This is a genomic window from Acidobacteriota bacterium (assembly GCA_028875725.1).
Classification (GTDB): domain Bacteria; phylum Acidobacteriota; class Thermoanaerobaculia; order Multivoradales; family Multivoraceae; genus Multivorans.
The window spans coordinates 55,821-77,520 of sequence record JAPPCR010000009.1 but is presented as its reverse complement, the minus strand read 5'-3'; the positions used below and the strand labels follow the sequence as shown (position 1 = coordinate 77,520).

Here is a 21,700-nt window from a genome sequence, read left to right as displayed (position 1 = left end):
GTGAAGCCGCGCCGCCGTCCCCCGGCCGTGCTCCGCGCGGCGGGACTCTTGCTGGCGGCGTCCCTGGCGACCGAGCCTGTCGATCTGGCGGTGGCGGCCGAAGGCGAGACGCTGCCGCCGGACCTCCGCACGCGCACGGACGGCATCGACTGGCCTGGCTTCCTCGGTCCGAACCGCGATTCGAAGTCGCTCGAGATCGGCATCCGAACGGACTGGATTGGCGAGCCGCCGCCGTTGCTTTGGCACCTGGAGTTGGGCGAGGGCTACGCGGCGCCGTCGGTCGCCCGCGGCCGGCTCTTCTACTTCACCCGTTTCGGCGACCGGGCGCGTCTGGTTGCCGTTCGAGCGGACAACGGCGAGGAACTCTGGCGCTCGGAGTACCCAACGGACTACGAGGACTACTACGGTTACGACGGCGGGCCGCGCACGGCGCCGCTCATCGACGGACCGCGGGTCTACTCGGTGGGGGCTGACGGCTTCCTGCGCTGCAACCGGATCGTCGACGGGGCCGTGCTGTGGGAGCGCGACACGCACGCGGAGTACGGCGTGCAGCAGAACTTCTTCGGCGTCGCGAGTTCGCCCTGGATCGAGGACGATCTGCTGATCGTGGCGGTAGGCGGCAGTCCGGCCGGCGCCCCGAACATCCACAGCGGTGCGGTCGAGCCGAACGGCACGGCCCTGGTCGCCTTCGACAAGCGAACGGGCGAGGAGCGCTACCGCGTTGGCGACGACCTGGCCAGCTACGCGAGCCCCGTGGTGATCGACTTCGACGGCAGGCGCCTCGGTTTCCACTTTGCGCGCTCCGGTCTGATCGTCTTCGATCCGAAGGCGGGCCGGGAGGTGGACCGCTTCGACTGGCGGGCCCGCCGCTTGACCAGCGTGAACGCGGCAAACCCGGTCGTCGTCGGCAACCAGGTGCTCCTCACGGAGTCCTACGAGAAGGGCGCGGTCCTGCTGGAGTACAACACCGCCTCCGAGGGCGACTCGGACGCCTTCCGGTCGATCTGGCAGGACGGCCCGCGCAACCAGGCGATCGCCGCCCACTGGAACACGCCCGTTCACCACGAGGGGGTCGTCTACGTCTCGAGCGGTGAGAAGTCGCCGAACGCGGAGCTGCGGGCCGTCGACTGGGCGACCGGCGAGGTCCACTGGAGCCAGCCGCGCCTGGCCCGCACCCAGTTGCTCTACGTCGATGGCCACTTCGTCGTCCACAGCGAGGTCGGCGACCTGCTGCTCGTCCGCGCGACACCGGACATTTACCAGCAGGTCGCGCACATTCGCCTGCGTGCCGACGTGGACGGCCGCACCGTCGATCTGCTGCGCTACCCGGCCTGGGCGGCGCCGGTGCTGTCCCACGGCGTGCTCTACGTGCGTGGCCGAAGCCGGCTGGCCGCGCTGGAACTCATCCCGCCGCCAGCCCCGTGACGGATCTGCCACCGGCGTCGATCCTGGCTTCGAGCTCCGCCCGGGCTCGCTTGGCGGAGGCGGGAAAGAGACTCCGCGAGTGTCTGGAAACCGGCGACGAGGTTCTGCTCCTGGCACCGTCCCGCGGCGCCGCGGACGACCTGTTGCGAGGCTTGACAGGCACCGGCGACGGTCTCCTGGGCGTTCACGCGATGTCGTTCCACCAGTGGGCGCTCCAGGCCGCCGCGCTCGACCTGGCCGCCCGCGATCTTCGCCCCATCACACCGCTCGGAACCGAGGCCATAGCGGCCCGCGCGGCGCGGTTGGCTGCCGCCGAGGGGAAACTGGAGCGCCTGTCGCCGGTCGCCGGCATGCCGGGCTTCGCCCGTTCGCTGGCGGCGACGCTCGACGAACTGCGGTCGGCCGGCGTTTCGCCGTCGACCCTGGCCGGGGATGACGGCACGCGGGACCTGGGCCGCCTGCTCGAGCGCTTTGCCGACGAGATGAAGCGATTCGGGCTTGCCGACCGGTCCGCCGTCCTCAAGCTGGCCGCGGCGGCGCTCGGGGAGGGGCGGGCGATCGTGCCGCCGCGCTCGATCTGGCTGGACCTCTCGGTGCGCAGCCGCGCCCAGGCCGACCTGTTGAGGGCACTTGCCGGGCGTAGCCGGGAGGTCGTGGCGACCGTCGCCGCGGGTGACGGCGAGTCGCTTGAGTGGCTGACCTCGGCGCTGGGCGCCGAGGCCGTAGCGAAGGTCGACCAGGATACGGACGGCGAGGCGGGGACAGTGCTTGGCCGCGTACAATGTTTCGTGTTCGAGACGGGCGTGGACGTGGAGGGGACGCCTCCGGCGGAGCCGCCACCGCCAGGTGGAGGGCCGCCGTCCGTCGACCTGTTCTCGGCCGCCGGAGAGGGCCAGGAGTGCGTGGAGATCGCGCGCCGCATCCGTCGTGCCGCGGCCGACGGGCTCGCCTTCGACCGCATCGCGATCCTCGTGCGGCAGCCCACGGCCTACCTGCCCCTCATCGAAGATGCACTTGGCCGGGCCAGCGTTCCGGCCTACGTCACGCGAGGCTCGCTTCGCCCCAACCCGGCCGGCCGCGCTTTCCTGGCCCTGCTCGCCTGCGCCGGTGAACGGCTCTCGGCGAGCCGGTTCGCGGAGTATCTGTCGCTCGGCCAGACGCCGAAGCCGGCGGCGGACGGTGCGCCGCCGAAGGTCGACGAGGTGCCCTGGGTGGAACCAGCCGGTGAGCAGCTCGTGCTGAAGTCACCGGAGGCGACGAATCCGGAGTTCACGGTTGTCGACGCGGACGATGCCGGCGAATCCGACGAAGACGCGGCGCCCGCCGGCGCTCTCCGGGCCCCTGCGCGGTGGGAACGGCTTCTGGTGGACGCCGCCGTGGTGGGTGGCGCCGGGCGCTGGCGGAAGCGACTGGAGGGACTCGACGCCGAGTTCCGGCTGCGGCTGCGCGAAGTCGAGGAGGAGAACGAGGGCCACAGGGGCTACCTCGAGCGTCAGATCGCGCGTCTCGGCACGCTCCAGAGCTTCGCACTGCCCCTGGTGGGGTTTCTGGACGGTCTGCCGGAGAGTGCCGATTGGGGTGTGTGGCTCGACCGCCTCGGCGAGCTGGCGACGATGGCGCTGCGGCGCCCGCAGTCCGTGCTTGAAGTCCTGGCGGAACTGCGGCCGCTCTCGGAGGTCGACGAAGTCGGCCTCCCCGAGGTCGAGCGCGTACTCGCCGAGCGCCTCAGGTTCAGGTGGCGCGAACCGCCGAAGCGTCGCTATGGGCGCGTCTTCGTGGGCGTGGCGGAGGAGGCGGCCGGACGTTCCTTCGATCTTGTGTTCGTGCCGGGCCTGGCCGAGGGAGTCTTCCCGCGGCGGTCCGGCGAGGACGCCCTGCTGCTCGATGATCGGCGGCGAGCCCTGAGCGGAGCGGGCTACCGCCTGGCGGTCGACGTCGACCGCACCCGCCGGGAACAACTCCTGCTCCGCCTGGCCGCCGGCGCGGCGGCTCATACGCTGGTTGCCTCGTACCCACGAGTCGATCTCGTGCAGGGCCGGGCCCGAGTGCCGTCGCTGTACGCCCTCGACCTGCTGCGGGCGGCCGAGGGTCGGTTGCCCGACCTCGACACCCTCGGCCGGCGGGCCGCGGCCGCCGGCGCCGCGATCGTCGGCTGGCCGGCGCCCGCCAACCCGGACGAGGCGATCGACGAAGCGGAGTTCGACCTCGCCATGCTCCAGCCGCTGCTCGGCGGTGGACTGTCGGACGCTGAACGCCGGGGCAGGGCGCGGTTCCTGCTGTCCTCGAACGAGCACCTTGCGCGGGCGCTACGGGCCCGGGCCAGACGCTGGCGCAAGGGCTGGTTTCCGGTCGACGGCCTGGTGGACGTGGGTGACGAGGCCCGGGAGGTCCTGTCCCGCCATCGCGTCGGGGCCCGCTCCTACTCGCCGACGGCGCTGCAGAACTTCGCCGCCTGTCCCTACCGGTTCTTCCTTGGAGCGGTGCTACGCCTGTACCCGCGCGACGAACTCGTGCAACTGGAGCAGTTGGATCCCCTGACCCGCGGCAGCATCTTTCACGAGATCCAGTTCCGGCTGTTCGGCGCCCTCCGCGAGGCGGAGTTCTTGCCGGTGACATCCGCAAGGCTCGAGGAAGCGTTCAGCGTGCTGGACGCTGTGCTGGAGGAAGCCGAACGCGACTTCCGGGACCAGCTGGCGCCGCCGATCGAGCGCGTATGGCAGGCCGAGTTCGAAGGCCTTCGCGGGGACCTTCGCGGTTGGCTGCGCCAGGTGGCGGACGAGGGCGGCCTGTGGACGCCGGTCCACGCCGAACTCGGGTTCGGCCTGGCGCGGTCGCGCGATCGGGACCCGCGGAGCGTTCGGGAAGCCGCCCCGGTCCTGGAGGTTGCGCGGCTCCGAGGGTCGATCGACCTGGTCGAAGCGGACAGCGCCGGTCGCCTGCGGGTGACGGACCACAAGACCGGCGGCGCGCGCCACGCGGGCACGTCTCTCGTGATCGGCGGCGGCAAAGTGCTGCAGCCGGTCCTCTACAGCCTGGCGGCCGAGGCCGTGCTCGGCCGGGACGTCGTCTCGGGCCGGCTCTTCTACTGCACGCAGCGCGGCGGTTACAGCCTTGTCTCCGTCCCGCTCGACGAGCGAAGCCGCGGCGCGGTCCGCAGGATGCTGGCCACCGTCGACGGCGCGCTCGAGGAGGGCTTTCTGCCCGCGGCGCCCGGCAAGGACGAGTGCCGGTACTGCGACTACCGCCCGGTGTGCGGCCCGTACGAGGACCTGCGCGTCGCCCGCAAGCAGAAGAGTCGGCTCGGAGCGCTCAACGACTTGAGGCTCGAACCATGACCGGCCAGGCGGCGCGGCCACTCGCGGACGAAACCGCCCGCCGGCGGATCCGGGAGGCGCTGGGTGAGAGCCAACTCGTCGAGGCGGCCGCCGGCACCGGCAAGACGACCGTGCTCGTCGAGCGGCTGGTGGCCCTTCTGGAGCAGGGCCTGGGCACCGTCGACGGGCTGGCGGCCGTCACCTTCACGCGCAAGGCCGCTGGCGAACTGAAGCTACGCCTGCGCGAGGAACTGGACAGGAGGCTGGTCGAGCTGCGCGCCGCCGGCGTTGCCGACGGGCGCACCCAGAACCTGGAGGCGGCGATCTCGCGCCTGGAGGAGGCGTCGATCGGTACGATCCACTCGCTTTGCGCCGAGATCCTCCGGGAACGGCCGGTCGAAGCCGGCGTCGATCCGGGCTTCGGCGAACTGGCCGAGGACGAGGCGCCGCGTCTCTTCAACCGCGCCTTCCGGAGCTGGATCGAGGAGCAACTCGAATCGATGCCGCCCGGTCTGCGCCGGGAACTGGCGCGGCTCACGGCCGGGCCGTGGTCACCGCGGCAGCCGCCGCTGGACCGGTTGCGCGACACTGCTCTTCGCCTGGTCGAATGGCGCGATTTCCCGTCGAGTTGGCGGCGGCCGGACTTCGACCGCGAAGCGCAACTCGGGGATCTTGCGACGCGCGTGGAGCGTCTCGCCGACCTCGTGCGGCACGGGCGGCGCGGCGACATCCTGCGGCGCGGCCTCGACCGGGTCGTCGAGCTGGCGGCCTGGATCGCCCGGGCGCGGGAGCTGGGCGCCTCGAAGCCGGACGGCGGTGGCGTGGAAGCGGACGGCGGCGAGGCGGTTCAGGATCAGCTGGAGGCACGGCTCGTCGAGCTGCGGCGTCGTCTGAGCGGCTATGGCGCTCCCCGCAAGGGTCGCGGCGGCTTCGCGGAGGGTGTCGCGCGGGACCAGGTGTGGGAGCTCTGGCGGCGGCTGGCGGAGCGGCTGGAGCAGTTCGTGGAGGCGGCCGACGCGGATCTCGCGGCGTTGCTCCGCGACGAGCTGGCCGGTGCGGTCGAGCGTTACGAAGAGGCAAAGAACTCTCTCGGCAAGCTGGACTTCCATGACCTCCTGATCAAGGCTCGGGACCTGCTGCGTTCTGACGGCACGGTCCGAGCCCACCTTCAGCGGCGCTACAGCCATCTGTTCATCGACGAGTTCCAGGACACGGATCCGCTTCAGGCGGAGATCCTGCTTCTGCTGGCCGCCGACAGTCCCGAACCGTGCGACTGGAGGGAGGTGCGGCCGGCAGCAGGCAAGCTCTTCGTCGTCGGCGATCCGAAGCAGTCGATCTATCGCTTCCGCCGCGCCGACGTGGTGCTTTACCACGACGTCAAGGAGATGCTCGCCGGCCGCGGCGTCGAGGTCCTCCACCTGACGACCAGCTTCCGGTCGGTCGGGCCGATCCAGCGAGCCGTGAACGCCGCTTTCGCGCCGCTGATGACCGGCGACCATCAAGCCGGCAGCGCGGACTACATCGCCCTCGGCGAGCACCGCGAATCGATCGCCGGCCAGCCCGCCGTGATCGCCTTGCCGGCACCCAGACCGTACGGCTCCCGCAACCTGAGCAATCGGGAGATCGAGGCGTGCCAGCCGTATGCCACGGTCGAGTTCGTGCGCTGGCTGATCGAAGACAGCGGGTTCGAGGTCGAGGTTCCGGACCCGGACCGGCCCGGACAGCGCATGCGGTCGCGGATCCGGCCCCGGGACGTCTGCCTCCTCTTCCGCCGGTTCCTGAGCTGGAACAGGGACACCTCCCGCGAGTATGTGCGGGGACTGGAGGCCGTGGGCATTCCCCATCTCCTGCTCGGCGCCCGCTCCTTCCACGAGCGGGAAGAGGTGGAGGCGCTGCGGTCGGCGCTCAAGGCGGTGGAGTGGCCGGACGACGATCTCTCGGTCTACGCGACGCTGCGTGGCGGCCTGTTCGCGTTCGACGACGAGCTCCTGCTTCGCTTCAAGGCCCGCTATGGCGGCTGGCATCCGTTCCGTGCGCCGCGGCGGGCGCGGGAGAACGGCGAGCCGCCCGAAGAGTTCCGCTCCCTGGTCGAGGTGCTGGACTTCCTCGCCGAGCTCCACCGCCGGCGGAACTATCGGCCGATCGTGCGCACCGTGCAGGAAGTACTGGCCAGGCCCCGTGCCCAGGCGTCGATGGCGCTCCGGCCCGCAGGCAACCAGGTGCTGGGCAACGCGCAGCGGGTGTGCGATCTCGCCCGCCGCTACGAGCTCGCGGGCGGCCGCTCCTTCCGCGGCTTCGTCGAGCAACTGGACGAGGAGGCCGAGCGGCCGGCCAGCACGCAGGCGCCGGTGGTCGAGGAAGACGCGGAGGGAGTGCGGATCATGACGGTCCACACGGCGAAGGGGCTGGAGTTCCCGGTCGTCATCCTCGCCGATATGACGGCCGGCCTGTCTCGCGGCGCTGAACGGACCGTGCGGCCGGAGGACGGCCTGTGCGCGATGAGGCTTCTCGGCCTTTCGCCTCAGGAGCTGCTGGACGCGAAGGAGATCGAGGACCGGCGAGAGGAGGCGGAGGGCGTGCGGGTCGCCTACGTGGCGGCGACTCGCGCCCGCGACCTGCTCGTCGTGCCGGCGGTCGGCGACGCGCAACGGAAGGGCTGGGTCCAGTGTCTGAACGATGCGGTCTACCCGCCGGCGGAGCAGTGGCGGCAGTCCGAGCCGGCGGAGGGCTGTCCGGCGTTCGGCGAGCGCACTGTCGCCAGGCGTCCACACGACTACGAGAATCAGCCCGAGACGTCGGTCCGGCCGGGCCGCCACAGTTTCCCGGGCGTCGCGGGCGAGGCCGGTGACACGGGCTACGACGTCGTCTGGTGGGACGCCGAGTTGCTCGACGGGAAACCGCCGGCGAGCTACGGTCTGCTGGGCGAGGATCTGCTGGTCGAAGGCGGCGACGACGCGAACCGCGAACGGTTCGAAGGCTGGCAGCGCCGGGGTGAGGAGCTGGTTGCCCGTGGCTCGGAGCCGAGCGTGTCGCCCGTAGCGGTCACCGAGCTCGACTTCGAACCGCCGGGTGACCCTGTCGACATCGTGATCGAGGAACTGCCGCGGTCAGGCGACCGGCCCGGCGGGAAGCGCTTCGGCAGTCTCGTTCACACCGTGCTGCGCGACGTCCCGCTGTCAGGCAAAGCGGAGCGGATCGGGGATCTGGCACGGCTTCACGGCGCTCTGCTCGGCTCGACGGCCGCCGAGGTGACGGCGGCGGAGGCTGTGGTGACGGCGGCGCTTGCCAGCCCGGCCGCTGAAGCCGCCCGGACGTCGCAACGAGTGCTGCGCGAGACACCTTTTCTCCTGCCCCTGGACGGCGAGGCGGAGCACCGGATCGTCGAGGGCGCGATCGACCTCGCCCACGTCGACGATGAGGGCGGTTGGATCGTCGTTGACTGGAAGACCGATCTCGGCGATCTCGACGCCCCCGCCGGGGCTACCGGCGGCAACGGCGTCTCCCGCGGTGAGCGCTACCGCCGGCAGGTCCGCTGGTACTGCTTTGCGCTGGAGCAGTTGACCGGCAGCCCGGCTTCGGGCCGTCTGGTGTTGCTCTAGGTCCAGCGATAGCTCGCTAGCGATTGGCTCGCTTGTCCCGGTGGTACGTGAGTGCCGCAGCGATGCAGAATCGAAGAGGGTCTTCCGGCAGGTCGTCCTTCTCGTCGAACACGATGGCCCGATTGCCCTCGAATCGCAGATCGTCCGGAAAGAGACCGCGGAAGGTCTCGATCAGGCTGGTCCGGCAGTGGAAGTACATCGCGTACCGGGACGGTTGCGCTTTCTTCCAACCGACCCGCACGGTGGTTCCGCTCTTGCTCTGCGAAGTGACGTAGGCCGGCTCGCCCCACTTGAGGGTTTCTTCGATCGGCCCTACGCCGTCCGTGTTCTTGGCCGTCTCGAGGATGAGAGAGCGCAGAACCAGGAGCCTGCCGCGGATGGCGGGCGGGTACGCCTCGAACTTCTCGGCGACGTCCTCGTCTTCAAACGGCTTCATGCGCTTGACTGATCACACGACCTCGCCGATGTAGCGCTCACGCGCCAGCCTCCAGAAGACGACGAGGAAGGCGGTCAGCGGAATCGCGAGGATCATGCCGGCGATGCCGTTGAGCGCCGAGCCCCAGAAGAAGACGGCGACGATGATCGCCATCGGGTGGAGCCCGGTGCGGTCGCCCATGATCCGCGGCGTCAGCACGTAGGCCTCGATCAACTGGACGAGCGCGAAAACGACGAGCACCCAGATGACGAGGTTGAGCCCGCCGCCCTCCTGCCAGTAGCCGATCGGCAGCGCCACAGCGAGGCCGACGATGCTCCCGAGGTAGGGGATGATGTTCAGGAAGCCCAGCGCCAGACCGAGGACCAGTCCATAGCGCAGCCCGGCGATGGAGAAGCCGATGGCGAAGAGCGCTCCCTGGAGGAAGGCGACGACGAGCTGGCCGCGGAAGAACGCCACCAGGATGTCGATGAACTCCTGAATCAGGTAGACGACGTCCTCGCGGGTCCTCGGCTTGAGGAAGGGGAAGAGGTGGTCCAGCTTGCGGAAGCGGTCCGGGTCGATGATCAGGAAGAAGCAGAGGTAGACCGGCAGGACGGCCCAGGCAAACAGGGAGGCGAGGCCGGCGCCGATGCCCTGGAGGACATCCAGGGTGGTGTCGCCGACGACGCCGAAGCCGGGTAGAAGACTGGTCAGGTCCATGTCCTCTACCGCGTCGCGGACCCGGCTCCCGAGCGGATTGGTCTCCATGAACTCGTTGACCGCCGGCAAGGTCTCGGCTAGCCAATCCACCACGCGATCGGATGCGTCGGGCAATGCGTCGATCAATCCCGTCATCTGTGAGGCGGCCAGGGCGCCGAAGAACCAGGCGAAGCCGGCCACAGGCAGCAGCAGGGACAGCAGCACGGCGGCCACCGCCAGGATCCTGGGAAACCGCAGGCGCTCGTTCAGCAGCTCGTAGTAGGGCCGGAGCACGAACGCCAGAACGGCCGCCACCGCGAGCGGTAGGAAGATGTTCGAGAAGGCGGCGAAGAAACTGCCGATGGCCCAGAACAGCGCGACGACCGCGGCCAGGATGACAGCGGCCGCAGCGATCGTCGCGGCGGCGGCTACGGTGGCGCGTTGACGTTCGGAGAGTTCGATCTGCACGGGCGGTTCGTCCCTGCCGGGACGCTACCACCGGGAATCGTCTCCGGGGTGGATACCATCGCGCCATGAGTGCGAAGCGGCGATTCCGGACCGTCAAGGGCATGCGTGACCTGGTCGACGAAGCTCCCGCCTTCGCAGAGGTGGAGGAAGCGGCAAGGCGCGTGTTTTCGCTTTACGGCTACCACGAGGTGCGTACACCAGTGGTGGAGGACACGGAGCTGTTCGTGCGGGGGGTCGGCGAGGCCAGCGAGCTCGTCGGCAAGCAGATGTACAGCTTCGACGACAAGAAGGGCCGCAAACTGTCGCTTCGCCCGGAAGGCACGGCGCCGGTAGCACGGGCTTACCTGCAACACGACATGGCGTCCTGGCCGCAGCCGGTCAAGGTCTTCTACATGGGACCCTACTTTCGCTACGAGCGTCCGCAGGCAGGTCGCTACCGGCAGTTCAACCAGATCGGCGCCGAGTTGATCGGCGATCCGGGGCCTTACAGTGACGTGGAGCTGCTGGTCATGCTGTTGCGGTTCCTGGAAGAAGTCGGCTTCCAGGATCTGAGAGTGGGCCTGAACTCGGTTGGCGATCCGGAATGCAGGCGGCGTTACTCCCAGCGCCTTCGCGAATACCTCGAGCCTTACCGGGATGAACTCGGTGCAGATAGCCGGCGGCGCCTGGAGACGAATCCGCTTCGTATTCTGGACACGAAGGTGTCGAGGGAGCGGGAGTTGGTTGAGGGCGCGCCGCGAATGCGTGACGTACTGGGCGATGCGGCGCTGGCGCACTTCCAGACGGTCTGCGATCAACTTGAACGCTTCGGCATCGACCCCGAGATCGACGATCGCCTGGTGCGCGGTCTCGACTACTACACCCGGACCGTTTTCGAGATCACATCGGCCTCTCTTGGGGCGCAGGACGCCATCCTGGGTGGCGGTCGCTATGACGGCCTGATCGCCGACTTAGGCGGTCCGAGCGTGCCGGGTATCGGCTTCGCGATCGGTGAAGATCGTTTGGTTTCGCTGTTCCGCCACCTGTATCCGGATAGGCGCGTTTCCGGCGCGAACCCGCAGGCTCCGGTTCTTGTCGTACCAGTGGGAGGCTCCTACCGGCGTCAGGGTCTGGAGTTGTCCCAGGCACTGCGTGCGGCCGGTATCACGGCCATCTGCGAGTTCGATGCCCTGAGACCCCTCAAGGTTGGATTGAGACAGGCGAGCCGCCGGGGCTGCCGGTGGGTCGTCCTCATCGGCGAGGACGAAGTGGCAGCCGGCACCGTCGTCCTCCGGGACTTCGAGAACAGCACCCAGGAGACCATCCAGCGTGAGGAGTTCGTCGCCACGGTCAAGGCGAGAATTTCCGCCTGACTTGTGCGAGGATCGGCGGTTCGAGCCGGGAGCGGCTCGGCAAGGAACACGCACGTGAAGAGAACGCAGGCAGGAACCCTGACCGCCGAACAGGTCGGCCGGCAGACAAAGGTCCAGGGATGGGTCCATCACCGGCGCGATCACGGCGGCGTCATCTTCCTCGACGTGCGCGATCGAAGCGGCGTCGTGCAGGCGGTGGTACACCCCGAAACCACGCCTGAAGCGGCCGAGGCTCTTCAGCCGGCGCGCCTCGAATGGGTCGTCGAGGTCGAGGGCGAGGTGGTGCGCCGGGACCCCGACAAGGTGAACCCGAAGATGGCCACCGGCGAGATCGAGATCCAGGTCGCGAGCGGCCGCGTGCTCGGCCGCTCGGAACCGATGCCGTTCGGCGTGGAGGGCGCTCAGGACGCCAGTGAGGAGACCAGGCTCAAGTACCGCTTCCTCGACCTGCGTCGGAACGCGCTGCAGAGCAACCTGCGGCTGCGCTCCGACTTCACGATCGAGTCTCTCGCCTACTTCCGCGAGCAGGGGTTCGTGAACGTCGAGACGCCGATGCTCACCCGGTCCACGCCGGAAGGCGCCCGCGACTATCTCGTCCCGAGCCGCCTGAACCACGGCAACTTCTACGCGTTGCCGCAGTCGCCCCAGTTGTTCAAGCAGATCCTGATGGTCAGCGGGCTCGAGCGCTACGTGCAGTTCGCCCGCTGCTTCCGCGACGAGGACCTGCGAGCCGACCGCCAGCCGGAGTTCACCCAGATCGATGTCGAGATGTCCTTCGTCGACGAGGAGGACGTCTACCGCCTGGTCGAGGGGCTGTTCGCGCGGGTGTTCCCGCTGGCCGGGATCGAGCCGCCCGCGTCGTACCCGCGCCTCTCCTACGGCGAGGCGATGCTCCGTTACGGCAACGACCGTCCCGATCTGCGGGTCGACCTCGAGATCGAGGACGTGACGGACTGCCTGCGCGAGACGGGCTTTCGCGCCTTCCAGGCGGCGGTCGCCTCGGGCGGCGTCATCCGCGGAGTCCACATTCCGGGAGCCGCTTCATCCAGCCGTCGCCAGGTGGACGAGTACGCCGACATCGCCCGCCGCCACGGCGCCGCCGGCGTCCTCTGGGTCAAGCGGGACGGCGGCGTTCCCTCGTTCCTGGTCAAGGGTGCGCTGACGGACGGGCAGGTCGAGACCCTGGCCGATCGGCTAGGCGTCGAGGAAGGCGGCCTGGGCCTGCTGGTTGCCGGGCCGGCGCCGACCGCGGCGGCGGCGCTGGGCGCCCTGCGGGTCGAGGTCGGGCGGCGCTTCGGGCACATGCGGGAGGACGCGCACGAGTTCCTCTGGGTACACGACTTCCCGCTGGTTGCCTGGAACGGCGACGAGGGGCGGTGGAACGCGACCCACCATCCATTCACCTCGCCGCGGATGGAGGACCTGGACCGCCTGGAGAACGACCCGGGATCGGTTCTCTCGCGCGCCTACGACGTGGTGCTGAACGGCAACGAGATCGGCGGCGGTTCCATCCGGATCCACGACCGGGACGTGCAGAAGCGCGTGCTGGCGGTGCTCGGGATCGACGCCGCCGAGGCCGAGCGTCGATTCGGCTTCCTGTTCGAGGCCCTGAGCTACGGTGCGCCACCGCATGGCGGGATCGCGCTGGGCGTCGACCGGATCGTCATGCTGATGGCCGGCGCCGCCTCGCTGCGCGACGTGATCGCCTTTCCGAAGACGGCCTCGGCGGTGTGTCTGATGACGGAGGCGCCGTCGACGGTGGACCAGGAGCAGTTGCTGGAACTCGGGCTGCGCGTCCGCCCGCGCGGCGGCTAGGTCCGGGGAGGTCGGCACGGTGGAGGGCACGCAGCACCACGCTCCGGACGCGCCGTATCGCCTGACCCTCGCGCACCCGCGCGGCGTGAGCGACATCCTGGTCGGGCCCGGTCTCCTGGCTTCGGCGGGCGGCGGCGCGCTGGCCGAGGTCGCGGCCTGGTGCGGCGGCCGGGTCGTCTTCCTGGTCACGAGCGAGGTGCCGGACCGCCACTGCGGCGCTGCGGCGAGGAAGCTGCTGGAGCCCGCGGCGAGGGTCGAGACGATTGATGTTCCGGACGGCGAGGCGGCGAAGACGGTTGACTGCGCCGCGTCGGTCTGGCAGCGGATGCTCGATCGCGGGGGCAAGCGGGACAGCCGTCTCGTCACGCTCGGCGGCGGCGCCGTCGGCGATCTCGGAGGTTTCGCCGCGGCGTGCTTCCTGCGCGGCATCGACTACATGCAGATCCCGACGACGCTGCTGGCACAGGTCGATGCCTCGGTCGGCGGCAAGACGGGGATCGACCTGGCCGGCGGCAAGAACACGGTCGGAGCTTTCCACCACCCGAGGTTCGTGCTCGCGGACATCGACTGCCTGCGGAGCCTGCCCGCGGCGGAGCTTCGAGCCGGCCTGTTCGAAGTGGTCAAGATGGCGGCGCTGCTCGATCTCGATCTGCTGGCCGTGGTTGAGGAGTCGCTGGATCGCCTGCTCGCCGTGGACGCCGAGGTGTTGACTCCGGTCGTCGCGGCCTCTGTCCAGGCCAAGCTGGACGTGGTCGAGGCGGATCTGGAGGAAGGAGACCGCCGCCGTCTGCTCAACTTCGGACACACGCTGGGACACGCGATCGAGTCGGAGTTCGGCTACCGCGGATTGCGCCACGGCGACGCCGTCGGCCACGGGATGAGGTTCGCCCTCCGCCTGGCGCGGCGGCGCGGACTCGATCCGGACTTCGCGGCGCGGCTGGAGCGGTTGATCGATCGGCTGGGTCCGCCCGCGCTCGAGGACTTCGAGCGGGATCTCGGGGTGAGGCTCGACGTGGACCGGTTGATCGAGGCGATGGGCCGGGACAAGAAGGCCCGCGAGAGCGGTCTGGTGTGGATTCTGCCGGCGGCGCCGGGACGGGGCGAGATCGTCCCCGGACTCGATCCGGCGCTGGTGCGGAGCGAACTCGAGGCCTTCCTCGACCTGTCGCGCGCTCCGGCGGGCGGGGGTTCGCCGTGAGTGCTGACCTCGGCGGCGGAGTAGCCCTGCAACGGTCCGGGGACGAACTCCGATCGGGCGGGCTGTGGAATCGGCTGCGCCGGGGTCTCGGTCGTACCCGGAAGGGGCTTTCCGGCCGGATCGGCACCGTGCTCGGAAACGCGCAGCGGCTCGACGAGGACGTTCTGGAGCAACTCGAGGAGACGCTGATTGAGGCGGACCTTGGTGTGGAGACGTCGCTCGAGCTGGTCGAGCGCCTCCGAGGGGCGGTGCGTTCCGGATCCGTCGCGCGAGGCGACGAGGTCGGGCTCCGTCAGTTGCTGGTCGACGAGGTGGCCGTACTGCTCCTCGACGCGCCGCGGGCGGAGTGGCCGCCGCCGCCGCGCATCACCCTGATGGTCGGCGTCAACGGTTCGGGCAAGACCACTTCCGCCGCCAAGCTGGCCCACGCTTCCCTGGCGCGCGGCGAGCACGTGCTGTTCGCGGCGGCGGACACCTTCCGGGCTGCGGCGGCCGAACAGCTCCAGGTCTGGGGCGAGCGGCTCGGTGTTGACGTCGTGCGCCGTCCGTCGGGAGGCGATCCGGCAGCGCTCGTGTTCGATGCCGTGGAGGCGGCCGGAGCCCGCGGCGCGAACCACGTGATCGTCGACACCGCGGGCCGGCTCCACACCCGCGGCCAACTGATGGACGAGCTGGCGAAGGTGCACCGGGTGGCGCGGCGGGCGGCGGCGGAAGCCGGGGGCCGCACCTGGCGGGTGAGGAACCTGCTCGTCGTCGATGCGGGAACCGGGCACAACGCCCTGGTGCAGGCGCGGGAGTTCGGCGCCGCCGCCCCGCTCGACGCCGTCTTCCTGGCCAAGATCGACGGCACGGCGAAGGGCGGCATGGCCGTGGCGATCGCGCGCGATCTGCGTCTGCCTGTCGCCTGGCTGGGCGTTGGCGAGGCCGTCGAGGACATGGTCGACTTCGATCCGCGGTCGTTCGCGGCCGCCCTCTTCGGATGAGTTCAGCTCCGATGAGGGGCGAGTCGGCGTTCAGTCCGGCCGATCGCCGTGCGATGGCCCGCGCGCTGACTCTGGCGCGTCGAGGCCGCTACACCGCGGCGCCGAATCCGATGGTTGGGGCGGTCGTCGCGAGCGGCGGCGAGATCGTCGGCGAGGGTTGGCACCGCCGGGCGGGCGGAGAGCACGCGGAGGCGGCGGCGCTGCGAGTCGCTGGAAACGCGGCGCTGGACGGCACGCTCTACGTGACCCTCGAGCCCTGCAACCATCACGGGCGCACGCCGCCCTGCGCCGACCGGGTTATCGAATCCGGCGTCAAGCGCGTGGTCTTCGCCCACCGCGATCCGAATCCGGAGGTGACGGGCGGCGGCGGGGACAGGCTGCGCGCCATGGGCGTTCGGGTCGAGGGCGGCTTGCTTGCCGACCAGGCGGTGGAGCTGAACGTCCCGTTCCTGACCCGGGTCGTGCACCGGCGGCCCGCGGTGACCCTCAAGTGGGCGATGAGTCTGGACGGACGGATCGCGACAGCGACCGGCGACAGCCAGTGGATCTCGTCGGAAGAGGGCAGGAAGTGGGCGCTCGATCTGCGGGAGGAGCACCAGGCGATCGTCGTCGGCAGCGGCACCGCGCTGGCCGACGACCCGCGGCTGAACCGGCGGTTGGGTCGGGCCGAGGGGCCGATTCTGCGGGTCGTGCTCGATCGCCGGCTGCGGCTGTCCCCTGGTGCGCGGATGTTCGAGATCGAGGGACCCGTCGTTGTCTACACGGAGGAGCCGCCGGACATCGGCTCCTCGGTGTCCGCGTCCGCGCGGGATTGGTTAGCGCGCAGTGATCGGCTTCGCCGCGCCGGTGCCGAGGTGGTTGGTCTTCCAGCTGTGGGGCCAGCCGCCGTCCTGGAGGATCTCTTCGACCGTGGCGTCTCCAACGTGCTGGTCGAGGGTGGAGCGGAGGTGCTCGCTGCCTTCTCGGCGTCCGGACTGTGGGACCGGGCCGCGGTCTGCTGCGCGCCCGTCCTGATCGGCGGTGCGGCGGCGCCCGGTCCTCTCGGCGGCGATGGCCCGGAGAAGCTCGCCGACGCCTGGCGCCTCGACGAGCTACGGGTCAGCAGGCGCGAGCCGGACGTGATTCTCGTAGGCTACAGGCAAGGATGTTTACCGGAATTATCACGGAGCGTGGGCGAGTAGTCGAGGCGCCAGGAGCCTCCGATCGGGGAGGTGCGCGCCTGGTCGTCGGACACTCGGCGGTGCTGGCGGCGAAGCTCGATCTGGGCGCCAGCATCGCCGTAGCGGGCGTTTGCCTGACCGTGGTGGAGCAGAACGACGAGGATGGAGCCGCGCGATCCGTGTTCGATCTGTCTCCGGAGACGCTGAACCGAACGACGCTCGGCGGGCTGAGCGAGGGCGACGAGGTGAACCTCGAGCCGCCGCTCTCGGCCGGGGACCCGTTGGGCGGCCATTGGGTACAGGGGCACGTCGACACGACGACCGGGGTAGTGCGGGTGGAGGAACAGGGGGACCACCGTGTCGTCACGTTCAAGGTCCCGGCTGGGTTGGAGACGGGAGTCGTGCTCAAGGGCAGTATCACGATCGATGGCGTCAGCCTGACCGTCGCGGCGCTTGACGACCGGACGTTCGACGTGGCGCTGATCCCGCACACGCTCGAAGTGACGACCCTCGGCGGCCTGAAGCCGGGCGACCGGGTGAACGTCGAGGGGGACGTCCTGGCCCGGTACGTCCAGAAGGCGGTGAGGGCCGCCGTTGCGGCCGCGCTTGAGTCGGATTAGTCAAGTGACGCCCCTCACGCTTCGCGAGCACGTCGGCGAGCCCGCGAACTTCTGGATTCGGCACAGCTTCTCGCGCTGGCCGGCCGCTGACGACGACAAGCTCTGGTGTGACCTGGCCACCGGCGTCCTCGCGACGCCGACCGCGGTGCCGGCGTCCGACGCCCTGGTGGCGGCGGAACTCGTGCGTTCCGCGACGGATGTGGTCTACGTTCCGCCCCTCCCGGCGAATCAGGCCTCGCTCCGCACACGAATCGTCGAAGCAGCGGCCACTTCCGGCGTGCCTCTGTTGATCCAGACCGTGGGGAATCCGCCAGCTCGTGGGTTTACCGAGGCCGAGGCGTTTGGGAAAGGCCTGGCCGACCCGCCGCCCAATGCCACGGTCGTGATCGATTTGCTCGACAGCCTGGTCCGCCGGCCCGCCACGCTGCGAGAGCGGTTCAGGGAGGGCCGCCAGCCGGGCCTCCCCTTCGAGCCGGCGCCGCTTCAGGACGCGACCCTCGTCTGGCCGCTCGTGACCGGCTGGACCGATCGCCCCGGGGTCCTGGAGGCGGCGATGGACCGTTTCGCGGCCGCGCGGGTACGGCGTGTCGTGCCGCGCGCGCTGGAGCTCAGTGCCGCTGACCGGCGCGTGCTCGCCGAATGTCTCCAGTCCACATGGCCCGAGGCGTTCGACGCCATCTTCCACGGCGACGAGTCGCCGCCGGACGCGTCGGCGTTCCGGAGAGTTGCCGAAGCCGCGGGTCTGGAATCCCGCCTGCCGCGCCCGCTGCCGGCCCCGCCGCTGCCGCCCCGGCTACGCCTCGCACGTGAACTTGCGGGCCACCTGATCGAACGCGGCGACGCCGCCGACGCCGGGGGCGATGCCTACTACCGCGCCGCCCGCTTCCTCGACCGCGATGAAGTCGACATCGACGCGGCCGGCCGCGAAGGCAACCTCGGCGTTCTGCCGTGGCTCGAGGAGCCCGTGAAGCAGGCGGTGGAGCGGTGGCTGACCGCGCGGTCCGGAGACTGACGCCCGATGCACCTGGTCGTCTTCGACGTGGACGCAACCCTGGTCGAGTCCGAGGACTTCGACGGCATCCTCTACGCCAGGGCGATCAGGAACACGCTGAAGATCGATGTCGACGAGGAGTGGTCCGGCTATCGGCACCAGACGGACGGCGGCATCCTGAACGAGGTTCTGGATCGCAACGGAAGCGAAGGGGACCGCTCCCTGGCTCACGTTTCCGTCAGGAGCGAGTTCATCACCCTCGTCTCGGGTTACCTGGCTGTCCGCGGCGACCGGCTGCCGGAAGTCCCCGGCGCCCGCGCCTTCGTGAGCCGGCTCGCCGCCCGACCCGACATCGCCATCGGCATCGCCACCGGCGGCTGGAAGGAGACCGCCGCGATGAAGCTGCGGGCCATCGGCCTCGACCCGGACTCCCTGAGCCTCGCCTCGGGTTCGGACGCCGAAAGCCGCGTCGAGATCATGCAGGTCGCGGAGACACGCGCACTCTCTGGTAGAGCCGTCGACCGGAAGACCTACTTCGGCAACCGGTCGTGGGACCGCGAAGCAAGCCGCCGGTTGGGCTGGCACTTCGTCGGCATCGGCCCGGACGTTGAGCACAGCACCTGGTTCGACGACTTCCTGGACGAAGAGTCCATCAACCGGGCGTTGGCCCTGTCAGTTCCTACCGTGGCCGGAGCAGGGGAAACAGGATCACGTCCCGGATCGACCGGGCGTCGGTCAACAGCATGACCAGCCGGTCGATGCCGAGGCCCAGGCCGCCGGCGGGGGGCATGCCGTACTGGAGGGCTTCGACGTAGTCCCGGTCGAAGCGGTGGGCTTCGTCGTCGCCGCCTTCGCGGGCGCGGAGCTGCTGGCGGAATCGCTCGGCCTGGTCGTCGGGGTCGTTCAGCTCGGTGAACGCGTTCGCGATTTCCATGCCGCCGATGAATAGCTCGAATCGCTCGGTGAACCGGGGGTCGCAGGCGTTGTGCTTGGCGAAGGGTGAGACCTCGACCGGGTAGTCGTGGATGAAGGTGGGCTGAATCAGTTTCGGTTCGACCAGGCGGTCGAAGAGCGCCATCAGCAGGTTGCCGTAGCCGGCGCTCTTCGGCGGGTCCTCGCCCAGGCGCGTGAGTTCGGCGGTGAGGGCTGCTTCGTCGTCGACCGCGGTTGGGTCCAGGCCGCCGATCTCCAGCAGGGACTGGCGCACGCTGAGTCGCGGCCAGGGGGCCTGGAGGTCGATCTCGTGGCCGCGCCAGGTGCAGGTTGTCGAGCCCTCGGCATGCACGGCATCCAGGACCGCGGCGAGCATCCTCTCGGTGAAGGTCATCAACTGCTCGTAGTCGGAGTAGGCCCAGTAGAACTCGAGCATCGTGAACTCGGGGTTGTGCTGGGTGGAGATGCCCTCGTTACGGAAGTTGCGGTTGATTTCGAACACACGGTGCAGGCCGCCGACCAGCAGGCGCTTGAGGTACAGCTCGGGCGCGATGCGCAGGTAGAGGTCGAGGTCGAGGGCGTTGTGGTGGGTCACGAATGGCCGGGCCGTCGCGCCCCCGGGAACCGCCTGCATCATCGGTGTTTCGACCTCGAGAAAGCCCTCGTCCAGCAGGCAGGCGCGGAGCGCGGCGATCGCCTGCGAGCGGACGACGAAGCGCCGCGTCGACTCGGAGGAGTTCAGGAGGTCGAGGTAGCGGCGCCGGTAACGCTCTTCCCGGTCGGCCAGGCCGTGCCACTTCTCGGGCAGCGGCCGGGTCGCCTTCGCCAGCAGGTCGAGGCGGTCGGCCGAGATCGTCAGTTCGCCGGTACGGGTGCGGATCAGCAGGCCGTCCGCGAGCACGTAATCGCCGATGTCGAGTTGCGAGAGCAGCCACCAGCAGTCCTCGCCGACGTGGTTGCGGCGCAGGAGGACCTGGACCTTCGAGTCGGCGCCGTCGGAGATGTCGAGGAACGCCGCCTTGCCGTGGGTGCGGTGGGCGCGAACGCGGCCGGGAACCCTGAGGGAAACCGCGGCCTGCTCGAGCTCCGCCTCGCTCTTCTCGCCGTAGCGTTCGCAGACTTCGCCCGGCTCCAGGTCGTACGGCGCCCGGGTCGGGTAGGGGTCGACGCCTCGCTCGCGCAGGCGGTCGCGCTTGTCGCGCCGGTTCTCGATCTGTGCTTCGAGCTCAGACACGGCTCAGCTCGATTCCGGGTGCCGGAACGCGTCGTCCGCGAACAGGTCGGAGACGAGGCGCGCGACCGCGGTGGATGCTCCCCTGCCGATCCTGAGCACGTCCTGATGGTTGACAGCTTCGTCGACCAGCCCCACGCCCATGTTCGTGACCAGGGAAAGGCCGAGCACGCGGAGCCCCATGTGGCGGGCGGCGATGACCTCCAGCACGGTCGACATGCCGACCAGGTCGGCGCCCAGGGTGCGGTAGGCGCGGTTCTCGGCGGGGGTCTCGAAGGACGGCCCGAGCAGCCCGGCGTAGACCCCCTCGGCGACCGGTGTTCCGGCCTGTTCCCCGAGTTCGGCGAACCGGCGGCGCAGTCCGGGATCGTAGGCATCCGCCAGGTCGGGGAACTGCGGCCCCCACGCGGCCGGCAGCCGGCCCCTGAGCGGGTTCAGACCGGTCAGGTTGATGTGGTCGGAGATGGCCACGATCGAGCCGGGCGGCAGGTCCGCCCGCAGCGAACCGGCGGCGTTCGTGACGACCAGCGACCGGGCGCCGAGCAGGGCGCTGAGCCGCACCAGGTAGACGACCTGAGCCGGCGTGTAGCCCTGGTAGGCGTGCAACCGGCCGCGGCTGTAGAGGACCAGTCGGCCGTTGGCCGTCCGCACGAGTTCGGCGGTCACGGCGTGGCCCTCGATCGCCTCGACGTCGAAGGAGAACAGGTCGGAGAAGGGCCATGGACCCGCCGCAGGTTCGCCGAGATCGAGGCTCAGGCCTGAGCCGGTGACGAGGAGGGCCTCCGGCGTCGGGATTCCGGCCTCCAGCCAGCGCCGCCGGCTCTCCTCGAGTTCGGCTGCGAGACTCGTGTCCGGGCCGGTATCCTTGTGTCCATTCACGGCGTTCTCTCGCGTCGCCCGCTCCAGGCTTGGAGTGCGGCAGACCATATCCCGAGGAGTTCGATGATCGAAGACGGCATGCCGCGCGAGTTGATTTCGAGGGAAGTGCTCGACCGCCGGGTCGGCGAGCTGGCCGCCGAGATCGAGAGGGACTACGCCGACAGCGAGGAGCTGCTCTGCGTCGGCGTGCTGAAGGGATCCGTCTTCTTCATGTCCGACCTCCTGCAGCGGCTGTCCCGGCCGCTCGTCGTCGACTTCTTCCAAACTTCGAGCTACCGGGGCGAGACGACCTCGCCCGGCGAGGTGCGGATCCGACGCGACCTCGATCACTCTCTGGCCGGCCGCGACGTTCTGCTGATCGAGGACATCGTGGATACCGGCTACACGATGCGGACGATCATGGCGCTGATGGGGTTCAGGGGGGCGCGATCCGTGCGGCTCTGCGTGCTGCTCGACAAGGCCTGCAAGCGTGAGACCCCGGTTCAGATCCACTACCGCGGCTTCGAGGTGGACGACGTCTTCGTCGTCGGCTACGGCCTGGACTACGACGACCGCTACCGCAACCTGCCCTACATCGGCGTGCTGGAGGAGCCGCGAGCCTCGGAGTAGCCTCGCGTC

Annotated in this window: 16 protein-coding genes; 12 read left to right on the top strand and 4 right to left on the bottom strand. The window is 69.9% G+C overall.

Annotated elements, in window-relative coordinates:
* From OXI49_10850 to OXI49_10840, 3 genes are read left to right on the top strand one after another with little or no spacing between them, the layout of a single operon-like run.
* Nucleotides 1-1,425 (top strand): PQQ-binding-like beta-propeller repeat protein, encoded by a 1,425-nt coding sequence (locus tag OXI49_10850; protein ID MDE2691001.1) that lies wholly within the window; start codon nucleotides 1-3, stop codon nucleotides 1,423-1,425.
* Nucleotides 1,422-4,760 carry a PD-(D/E)XK nuclease family protein gene (locus tag OXI49_10845; protein ID MDE2691000.1) on the top strand — a complete coding sequence of 1,113 codons (3,339 nt, stop codon included), beginning with the start codon at nucleotides 1,422-1,424 and terminating at the stop codon, nucleotides 4,758-4,760. Before OXI49_10850 ends, OXI49_10845 begins: the two co-directional genes overlap by 4 nt.
* Nucleotides 4,757-8,338, top strand: a complete 3,582-nt coding sequence (locus OXI49_10840; protein MDE2690999.1) for a UvrD-helicase domain-containing protein — start codon at nucleotides 4,757-4,759, stop codon at nucleotides 8,336-8,338. Before OXI49_10845 ends, OXI49_10840 begins: the two co-directional genes overlap by 4 nt.
* Before the next feature lie 16 nt (nucleotides 8,339-8,354).
* Here the strand turns inward: OXI49_10840 and OXI49_10835 are convergent, their stop codons facing one another.
* Nucleotides 8,355-8,774, bottom strand: a complete 420-nt coding sequence (locus tag OXI49_10835; protein ID MDE2690998.1) for a DUF1801 domain-containing protein — start codon at nucleotides 8,772-8,774, stop codon at nucleotides 8,355-8,357.
* Between the two features lie 12 nt (nucleotides 8,775-8,786).
* A complete protein-coding gene (locus OXI49_10830) occupies nucleotides 8,787-9,920 on the bottom strand; it encodes an AI-2E family transporter (protein MDE2690997.1) in 1,134 nt (377 codons plus the stop codon).
* A 65-nt stretch (nucleotides 9,921-9,985) separates the two neighbouring features.
* Here OXI49_10830 and hisS point away from each other — a divergent pair, with 65 nt between their 5' ends.
* From hisS to OXI49_10790, 8 genes are read left to right on the top strand one after another with little or no spacing between them, the layout of a single operon-like run.
* Entirely contained in the window at nucleotides 9,986-11,272 is a 1,287-nt protein-coding gene (gene hisS, locus OXI49_10825; protein MDE2690996.1) for a histidine--tRNA ligase, read from the top strand.
* A 54-nt stretch (nucleotides 11,273-11,326) separates the two neighbouring features.
* The gene (gene aspS / locus OXI49_10820; protein MDE2690995.1) at nucleotides 11,327-13,087 is read left to right on the top strand and encodes an aspartate--tRNA ligase; all 1,761 of its coding nucleotides are present in this window, start codon (nucleotides 11,327-11,329) and stop codon (nucleotides 13,085-13,087) included.
* Nucleotides 13,088-13,106: 19 nt separating this feature from the next.
* A complete protein-coding gene (gene aroB, locus OXI49_10815) occupies nucleotides 13,107-14,285 on the top strand; it encodes a 3-dehydroquinate synthase (GenBank protein ID MDE2690994.1) in 1,179 nt (392 codons plus the stop codon).
* Complete coding sequence (gene ftsY / locus OXI49_10810; protein MDE2690993.1) at nucleotides 14,282-15,268, top strand: signal recognition particle-docking protein FtsY; 987 nt, start codon at nucleotides 14,282-14,284, stop codon at nucleotides 15,266-15,268. Before aroB ends, ftsY begins: the two co-directional genes overlap by 4 nt.
* An 11-nt stretch (nucleotides 15,269-15,279) precedes the next feature.
* Nucleotides 15,280-16,449: a bifunctional diaminohydroxyphosphoribosylaminopyrimidine deaminase/5-amino-6-(5-phosphoribosylamino)uracil reductase RibD gene (ribD, locus tag OXI49_10805; GenBank protein MDE2690992.1), complete on the top strand. Its 1,170-nt coding sequence runs from the start codon at nucleotides 15,280-15,282 to the stop codon at nucleotides 16,447-16,449.
* A complete protein-coding gene (locus tag OXI49_10800) occupies nucleotides 16,413-17,048 on the top strand; it encodes a riboflavin synthase (protein MDE2690991.1) in 636 nt (211 codons plus the stop codon). The genes ribD and OXI49_10800 overlap by 37 nt, the downstream gene beginning before the upstream one ends.
* 4 nt (nucleotides 17,049-17,052) lie before the next feature.
* Nucleotides 17,053-18,060: a hypothetical protein gene (locus OXI49_10795; GenBank protein MDE2690990.1), complete on the top strand. Its 1,008-nt coding sequence runs from the start codon at nucleotides 17,053-17,055 to the stop codon at nucleotides 18,058-18,060.
* A gap of 6 nt (nucleotides 18,061-18,066) precedes the next feature.
* Nucleotides 18,067-18,786 carry an HAD family hydrolase gene (locus tag OXI49_10790; GenBank protein MDE2690989.1) on the top strand — a complete coding sequence of 240 codons (720 nt, stop codon included), beginning with the start codon at nucleotides 18,067-18,069 and terminating at the stop codon, nucleotides 18,784-18,786.
* On the opposite strand, the gene lysS is transcribed toward OXI49_10790, so the two are convergent.
* A complete protein-coding gene (gene lysS / locus OXI49_10785; GenBank protein ID MDE2690988.1) occupies nucleotides 18,719-20,206 on the bottom strand; it encodes a lysine--tRNA ligase in 1,488 nt (495 codons plus the stop codon). The two genes, OXI49_10790 and lysS, sit on opposite strands and share 68 nt — an antisense overlap.
* A 3-nt stretch (nucleotides 20,207-20,209) precedes the next feature.
* Nucleotides 20,210-21,082: a purine-nucleoside phosphorylase gene (locus OXI49_10780; protein MDE2690987.1), complete on the bottom strand. Its 873-nt coding sequence runs from the start codon at nucleotides 21,080-21,082 to the stop codon at nucleotides 20,210-20,212.
* Nucleotides 21,083-21,145: 63 nt separating this feature from the next.
* Between OXI49_10780 and hpt the strand changes: the two genes are divergently transcribed.
* Nucleotides 21,146-21,691, top strand: coding sequence for a hypoxanthine phosphoribosyltransferase (hpt, locus tag OXI49_10775; GenBank protein ID MDE2690986.1), 546 nt, complete (start codon nucleotides 21,146-21,148; stop codon nucleotides 21,689-21,691).
* Nucleotides 21,692-21,700 lie beyond the last annotated feature (9 nt).